2 protein-coding genes are annotated in these 2,761 nt (G+C 46.4%); both read right to left on the reverse strand.

Features of this window, described 5'->3' with window-relative positions:
- Positions 1-53: 53 nt before the first annotated feature.
- Positions 54-1,526 (reverse strand): filamentous hemagglutinin N-terminal domain-containing protein, encoded by a 1,473-nt coding sequence (locus Xets_RS19570; RefSeq protein ID WP_187652401.1) that lies wholly within the window; start codon positions 1,524-1,526, stop codon positions 54-56.
- Positions 1,527-1,542: 16 nt separating this feature from the next.
- On the reverse strand, positions 1,543-2,607 hold the full coding sequence (locus Xets_RS19575) for a ShlB/FhaC/HecB family hemolysin secretion/activation protein (protein WP_370588265.1): 1,065 nt from the start codon (positions 2,605-2,607) through the stop codon (positions 1,543-1,545).
- Between the last annotated feature and the right edge of the window lie 154 nt (positions 2,608-2,761).

Consider the following 2,761-nt stretch of genomic DNA (forward strand, 5'->3'; position numbering starts at 1 on the left):
AGGTTGACAGGTGAGTGCATTGAACACCTCCCCCTATTTTCAGGAAGAATATATCATGAGCTATCATGCCACAATGGAGCGTACGACTGTAGTACTAGGCTCAGTTCATGTTTGGCAACCAATGTCCCATGAGAGGTATCTACATCAGCCTGTGTAGCTGCCAATGTAATATTGCTGGCATAAGTTTTGCTGTGCTGTAAATCAACTCTGCCGCCGGTTATTTGCAAATTTCCGCCCGCCAGATTTTTTCCGTTAGCTATCACTTCATGGCGGCCATTCAACACCAAATTGCCAGTACCGGTAGCTTTTCCATTAGCATCAATACCCGCTGCCAGTGCTCCCTGGGCGGTACTATTGATGTTATCTGAATTCAGGGTGGTATTCCCAACAGCTACAATCGTTCCACTATTATGCAGAGTCTGACCAGCATTCAGCATCATATCCGCTTTTACCAATACTTTTCCTGAGTTAATTACATCTTCATGGTTGGAAAGTTGTAATGCGTTTTGGCTGTACAACATCCCGCTGTTTTCAATTTTACCGTCCGCACTGATCGTTACATTACCTGCTAGTGCACCAATTGTGCCTGCATTGCGAACCCCTACACCTTTTTCCGTACCACGTAGAGTAATGGCATTAGCATACATACCGCCTACGGCAGCAACATCCAGCGCAAACTGCGGTTTATTCGCATTATCATCAGGCTTGGTTGCTAAGACCTGCATATCACTGCTGACATTATTTTGCCCTGTCACCACGTTCAGGTCATTGGCGTACAATTTGGCATTCATGTTAACAGCGTTGGCAATCAATTCGGTATAAGCTGCATTCTGTGCATTCATACCATTGCCTTCTACCGTCAGTTGTCCCCGGTTAACATTAAAGCCTTTCAACTGACCATTTTCAGTGATGGCCTGTCCTGCGGCCAGAGTGGTTTTGTAGGCATTGATAAAACCACACCCGCTACAAGTTATCCCCGAAGGGTTAGCAATCACGACATGTGCTCGTCCCCCAGCAACTTCCAGAAAACCTTCCAATCGGCTGGTATTACCGCTGTTTACCTCATTGAGGATGATTTTGGCTTCTCCTTTTGCCAGCCACGGGTTTGCCGTTATCATCCCTGCCAAATTAGTCTGGGTATTTTTGTAACTGTTATTGAGGATTGCTCCCCCTGTTCCCACATCAAACTGGCTGTATTGGTTGCGTGAAATTCCCTCGGCATTCGGTGTCTGAATATTGATTTGTGGCAGGCCATTGGCTGTTGCCAGCACGGTCGGCTGCTGATTACCCGGTGCATTGTGGTCAGCTACGATATTAGAGTTCGGCTGTGCGGAAACTGCAACTAACCCAGAGGCTAGATAAAGCGAAAACGACAATGAAGAAAGACTGAATAGGCGCGAACTTAATGTTTTCGATTTTTGTGTTCGACGGACAGTACTTCCTTGACCACTCTGGGCAATATCTGCCACCACCATAAACATCTGGCGAGCTTTGTTAAAAATAATACGATATAAGTGTTTGTTCATAATCAGACTGCCTAAATTAATAGTTCCAGTTCACACTAAAGTTCACATTGGTACGGTCGGTCTTAAACCCATCCGGCTTAGAGAACGGAGTACCAACGCCAAAGTCATAGCTGATATTGGCGATATTCAAATTGCCCCGCATACCCACTACACCACCAGCCAGATGTTGGCCAATTAACGGGGAGCCATCCATACCGCGTCCACCCACTTCGCTATAGTCCATCCCCAGATAAAGCTCTTGTGAAGGTAATGGGGTTTTCCAGGCCAGAGTGTTCCGGAGATACCAGCCTCGATCGGCACTTAAAGAGCGTTCACCGTCAAAACCCCGGACAGTCCAGCGGTTGCCGATACTGAACTGATCCTGTGAAGTCAGTTGTGTGTTACTCATCTGATGCAGGTATTTCGCCTGATAGCTGAATGACTGATCACTGATACTGAACGGTACTTCAAGGTCTGCTGACCATTGGAGAATTTTGGAAAGTGCAGTTGCATGATCGTTACCCGACCGCCACTCTTCAAACGCCGGTTGTGCCCCGAACCAGCGAGTACCACGCTGATAACTGACACCAACACCCAGTATTGCTGTCCCCAGATAATGGCGGTGATTCAGCTCCAGTTTCCAATCAGTGGTATGGCGTTCTTGATTGTCTACTTTTACTTTACCGATAAAATTTTTGCTCTGGCGCAGTCTGACTTCATAGGCGGCGGTAGTTTTGGATGTAGCATTTCGGTGTAATACGCGGCTTAGCTGGGTAATGAAGCTGTTTCCTTCACCACGATATAATGTATCCCCACTACCATATAACGGTACGGTTTGGGCATAGGTATAGTGGCTACCCGTGACTCCAAACAGCCAGTAACCGAAGGGCACGGAATAGTGAGCACTGTAATTTTTAGTGCTTTTTTTGCCGGCAAAACCAAGGTCACGACTGGCCGTTACGTAAAACAGATCGCTTAATGATGTTGGGTTATCCAGTGCCAGCATCAACCCGCCCTGATAACGCTCGGTGCTTTTGGTGCCACTATCATCTACCCAAGCACCCACCCGCCAATAACGTGATTGCTGGCGATGAATGACAATATTACTTTACGCGATGCTCGACTTTTATGGTGAGTTGAAATGACATAGCCGCTCCTTTATAACTTTAAGTTGACAAACAAAGAGAAATAAAGGAACAAAAGGCTATGTCACAACAAGATTTTATCATTTGGGTGTTTTGTTGGGTAGAGGATAA

The organism is Xenorhabdus sp. TS4 (assembly GCF_014467265.1).
GTDB classification, from domain to species: domain Bacteria; phylum Pseudomonadota; class Gammaproteobacteria; order Enterobacterales; family Enterobacteriaceae; genus Xenorhabdus; species Xenorhabdus ehlersii.